This window comes from Streptomyces sp. URMC 123, assembly GCF_051386515.1.
Taxonomy (GTDB): Bacteria; Actinomycetota; Actinomycetes; order Streptomycetales; family Streptomycetaceae; genus Streptomyces.
Genome location: NZ_JBPQTV010000410.1, coordinates 1 through 4985, shown reverse-complemented (window position 1 = coordinate 4985; position 4985 = coordinate 1). Strand labels below are relative to the sequence as shown.

The window sequence follows — 4985 nt, the reverse complement described above, 5'->3', positions numbered from 1 at the left end:
CCGCGGGGGTACGGGCGGGGGCGGGCGCCGTGGCGCGGGCGCCGGAACCGGGGTGCAGCAGCGCGTACTCCAGCGGGGCCGACGGGTCGACGGACACGTCGAAGGGGGCCGGCTCGGCCCCGGAGCGGACCAGGAGGTCGCCCACGGCGGCGATCATCGCGCCGTTGTCGGTGCACAGCCGGGGCGCCGGCACGCGCAGGGTGATGCCGGCCGCGGCGCAGCGCTGTTCGGCGAGGGCCCGCACCCGGGAGTTGGCGGCGACCCCGCCGACCACGACCAGCGTGCCGACGCCGTGGTCGCGGCAGGCGGCGACGGCCTTGCGGGTGAGCACGTCGGCGACCGCCTCCTGGAAGGAGGCCGCGGCGTCGGCGAGGGTCACCGTGGGCCCGGCTCCGCCGGGGCGGTCCTGGCCGTCCCGGCCGGGGCGGTGGCGTTCCGCCCAGCGGGCGGCGGCGGTCTTCAGCCCGGAGAAGGAGAAGGCGTAAGGGGCGTCGCGCGGGCCGGTCATCGGCCGGGGGAAGGCGACGGCCCGGGGGTCGCCGTCGCGGGCGGCCCGGTCGATGGCGGGGCCGCCGGGGTAGGGCAGCCCCAGCACGCGGGCGACCTTGTCGAAGCACTCCCCCGCCGCGTCGTCGAGGGTGTCCCCGAGGTGGACGATCGGGTCGCGGGCCAGGTCGCGCACGAGCAGCAGGGAGGTGTGGCCGCCGGAGACGATGAGCACCACGGCGGGGTCGGGCAGCGGCCCGTGCTCCAGGGTGTCGACGGCGACGTGCCCGGCGAGGTGGTGCACGCGGTACAGCGGCACGCCCAGGGAGTAGGCGTACCCCTTGGCGGCGGCGAGCCCGACCTGGAGCGCGCCGGACAGGCCCGGTCCGGTGGTCACGGCGACGGCGCCGATGTCCGCCGGGCGCAGCCCGGCGTCGGCGAGCGCCTGCCGGACCACGGGGACCACGGCGTGCACATGGGCGCGGGCGGCGATCTCCGGCACGACGCCGCCGTACCGGGAGTGCTCGGCCATGCTCGACGCGACGGCGTGACCCAGCAGCCGGCCGTCACGGACCAGTCCGGCGCCGGTCTCGTCACAGGACGACTCGATGCCCAGCACCACTCGTGAACCGCTCATCCCACCCTCGCGCTCGCGCTCTCGGGAAACCCTTGACGACCAGCGTAATTGCCGGTAATGCGTAATTGCGAACTCTATGCAATAAGGATGCTCGGCGGCCGCCCCGAGCCGGCGCCAGCGCGGGCGGCGCACGATGACGGCCTCCGACGAGCCCCGGCCACGCGGCCGGCCGGGGCTCACCAGTCCAGGGGCGGGCGCACAACCGGCACGGAGGTGGCCGTACGGGCGCGTACGGGGGCGTGCACCAAGCGCCCGGGGAGTGAGTCGGAGGCAGCCCCGGGCCACGCGGCCGGGGCGCGACCCGATCCGCTCCGCACGCTCCGCCCCCGGACCGGCCCCGGCCGTAGGCGGCGAACTCCCGCAGCCACGGGCTGGCGCGCGTTGCGGCAGGGCAGGCGCCGCCGGGCGGGCCCCCTGAGCCGCGCCCGCGCGGCGGCGCATGGGCACGGCAGGCGCAGGAGCGCGGCCGGCGGCCAGGGCCTCCGACCCCTGCCGGGGCCGGTCGAGCCATGGCGGGCGAGCAGCCCGAGCCCGGCCCACCGGCCGCACCGCCACCGGCACGGCCTTGGCCTCCGGCCTCCGGACCGCGCGGCCGAGGCGCGGCCCGGGTCGCGCCACTCTGCCCGGCCACGGTTCGGGCCAGCCCGGCGAGCTCTCCGAGCCTTGGGACCAGGACCCGGCCGGAGCCGGGATGGATCGCACAGGCGACCCCGCCTGGACCAGCCCGGGCAGGGCGGCGAGCACCCGCGCCGGGCCCACGGGCCGCCTGCCACCACCGGCACGGACGTGGCCTCCGGCCCGACTCTCCGCGCGGCCGGCGGCCAGGACCGGCCGGGCCGCGCGGCCGACAAGCGCCCAAGCCGGGCCCACGGGCCGCGCCGCCTCGGGACAACTCGCCGCGCCGCGCGGACGGGACGGGCTCGCGGCGCCCCCCACAGCTCGGCCCCGGCTCGGACCGGCCCGGGCGGGATCGGGCGGGATCGGGCGGGGTCGGCGAACCGCCGGAGCCACGGGCCGGCTCGCGTTGCGGCAGAGCAGGCGCCGCCACCGGGACGGACGTAGCCTCCGGCCAACTCCCCGCACCGCGCGGACGGCGGGCGAGACCGGCCGGGCCGCGCGGCCGACAAGCACCCGAGCCGGGCCCGCAGGACGCATCGCCTCGGGACAACTCACCCCGGCGCGGGGGCGCGGCGTCACCGCGGACCTTCACCGCGCCGGGGTCACGCCCTATCGTGTCCGGACGCGCTCGCGCGTCCGGAGCGCGCGCCCTCCAGGCGGGAGGTTTCTCGCGATGACCCACCCGTTACCCGCGCCGCTCCCCCGCAGATCGCTGCTGCGGGCCGCGCTCGCCGGCACCGGCGCGCTGGCGCTCGGCGCGTGCTGCGTGCCGGGCTCGGGCGGCGGGGGCGCCGGCAACGCCGCGGCGGGCGGCCCGCTGATCACCGCTCCGGTCACCCCGGCCGCCGTCGCCGAGCGCGGCCCGACCACCCTGCGGATCGTCGCCGAGGCCGGCGAGCGGGAGTTCCTGCGGGCGTTCGTACCCGAGTTCGAAAAGGCGTTCCCGACCGTGCGGGTCGAGGTGTCGACCAAGGCGTTCGCCGACTTCGCGAAGACGGTCGTCAACACCGTCTCCGGCGCCGACCCGCCGGACCTCGTCCAGGGCAACCAGGGCTACGGCGTGGACGGGCCGCTCATACGCGCCGGACTGCTGCGGCCCCTGGACGACGTGGCACACGCCTACGGCTGGGACCGCGACTTCCCGCCGGGCGCCACCGGTCAGCTCCGCTGGAGCCAGGACGGGCGGATCTTCGGCTCCGGCACCCTCTACGGCATCACCCAGGCCAACGAGTTCGTCGGCGTCTTCTCCAACACCGCGAAGCTGGACCGGCTGGGGCTGCGCCCGCCGCGCACGTACCAGGAGTTCGTCGCGGCCATGGAGCGGGCGAAGGCGGCGGGCGAGCAGCCCGTGATGCTGGGCAACGCCGACCAGTACCCGGCGCAGCAGGTGCTGGGGCTGATCCAGGCCCAGCACGTCCCGGTGCGCGAGACCCGCGCCTGGATCAGCGGGGTGCCCGGGACGACGTTCGCCTCGGCCGGCCACCGTACGGCGGCGGCCACGCTCCGGGACTGGGCGCGCCGGGGCTGGTTCGGCTCCGGCTACAACGGGGTCGGCGCGGACGACGCGGTGACGCGGTTCATCGGCGGCAAGGGGGTGTTCCTGATCGCCGGGGCCTGGCACACCCCCGCCGTGGCGCGCGGGCTGGGCGAGCGGGTGAGCCTCGCCGTGCCGCTCACCGCCGACGGCCGGGCCGCCTGCCCCGGATCGCTGGGGCTGCCCTGGCACATCACGGCCGGGAGCCCCCGTACGACCGCGGCGGTCGCCTTCCTGGGGCTGATGCAGAGCGCCACGGGGGCGAGGGTGATGGCCGAGGTGGGCCGGCTCCCGGTGCGTACGCAGGGCGTCTCCGTGCCGGGGCGGGCGGCCCGGGAGCAGCTGGCGGCCGGCCGGGCGCTGCTCGACGACGACGGGCAGACGTACTACTTCGACTGGTCCAGCACCTCCATGCTGAGCACCATCGGCTCGGCGGGCCAGGAGCTGCTGGACGGACGGCTCGGGGTGGACGCGTTTCTCGCGGCCGTGCAGAAGGACTGGGCCGCCTTCCACGAGCGGCGCGCGGCGGAGGCGGCCGGGACCGGAAACGGAGCCGGGGACGGAAACAGGAGCGGGACCGACGACGGCGCGGAGACGCCCCGATGAGCGGTCGGCGCACCACCCCGGCGCACGGCCGAATGAGCAGGCGCACAAGCAGGCGCGCGAGCACTCCGGAGGGCGCCCCGGGGAGCGCCCCGGCAGACGGCCCCCACACGGCCATCGCACGCGCACGCCTGCGCTCCTGGGCGCGCCGCCAGCACTGGCCCGCGTATCTCTATCTGCTCCCCGGCGCCGTCTTCTACGCGCTGTTCGTGCTGCGCCCCCTGCTGACCACCGCCTGGGTGTCGCTGTTCGACTGGGACGGTCTGACGCTGGGGCGCTGGGCGGGGTGGGACAACTACACGGCGCTGCTGCGCGACCCCGTGTTGCGTGACGCGCTCGCCCACTCCCTCATCTTCATCGTGTTCTACGCGCTGCTGCCGGTCGCCGTGGGCCTGGCGCTCACGGGGCTGATGACCCGGGTGCGGGTGCGCGGGCTGAGCTTCTTCCGCGCCGTGCTGTTCGTGCCGCAGGTGCTGTCCCCGGTCGTCATCGCGGTGTCCTGGCGGTGGATCTACGACGTGGAGGGGCCGGTGAACGAGCTGCTGCGGGCGCTGGGGCCGGACGGCCTGGCGCGCTCCTGGCTCGGCGACCACCGCACCGCGCTGCCGGCGGTGGGCCTGATCGGCACCTGGATCATGTACGGGCTGTGTCTGGTGCTGTTCCTGACGGGCGCCGGGCGGGTGCCGCGCGAGCTCTTCGAGGCCGCCCGGCTCGACGGGGCGGGGCCCGTACGGGAGTTCCGCGCCGTGGTGCTGCCGGCGCTGCGCGGCGAGATCGCCCTCGCGCTCGTGCTCACCGTGACGCAGGCGCTGCGCAACTTCGACATCGTGTGGAACACCACGACCGGGGGGCCCGGCCACAGCACCACCGTGCCGAGCGTCTTCGTCTACCAGGGCGCCTTCGTCACCCGGCGGGTGGGCGCCGCCGCGGCGACGGGCATCGCCCTGACCGTGCTGACCCTGCTGGTGTGCGCCGTGATCCTGCGGGTGACGCGCGAGCGGAGCCGGTGAACGGCCGTGGCTGACGCCTCCGTCGGGTCGATGAGGTCGAGCGGGGCCGGCCGATCAAGGGGGTCCGGCGGATCGAGGGGGACCGGCCGGCCCCGCT

3 protein-coding genes are annotated in these 4985 nt (G+C 77.0%); 2 read left to right on the top strand and 1 reads right to left on the bottom strand.

The window, feature by feature from the left end:
• Positions 1-1123, bottom strand: a 1123-nt coding sequence (gene tsaD / locus ACSNOD_RS28340; RefSeq protein WP_436769923.1) for a tRNA (adenosine(37)-N6)-threonylcarbamoyltransferase complex transferase subunit TsaD, incomplete at its 3' end; no start/stop codon positions are given.
• Positions 1124-2414: 1291 nt separating this feature from the next.
• On the opposite strand from tsaD, the gene ACSNOD_RS28335 reads away from it, so the two are divergent.
• On the top strand, positions 2415-3881 hold the full coding sequence (locus ACSNOD_RS28335) for an ABC transporter substrate-binding protein (RefSeq protein WP_436769922.1): 1467 nt from the start codon (positions 2415-2417) through the stop codon (positions 3879-3881).
• Between the two features lie 32 nt (positions 3882-3913).
• Positions 3914-4888 (top strand): carbohydrate ABC transporter permease, encoded by a 975-nt coding sequence (locus ACSNOD_RS28330; RefSeq protein ID WP_436769921.1) that lies wholly within the window; start codon positions 3914-3916, stop codon positions 4886-4888.
• Positions 4889-4985: the final 97 nt, after the last annotated feature.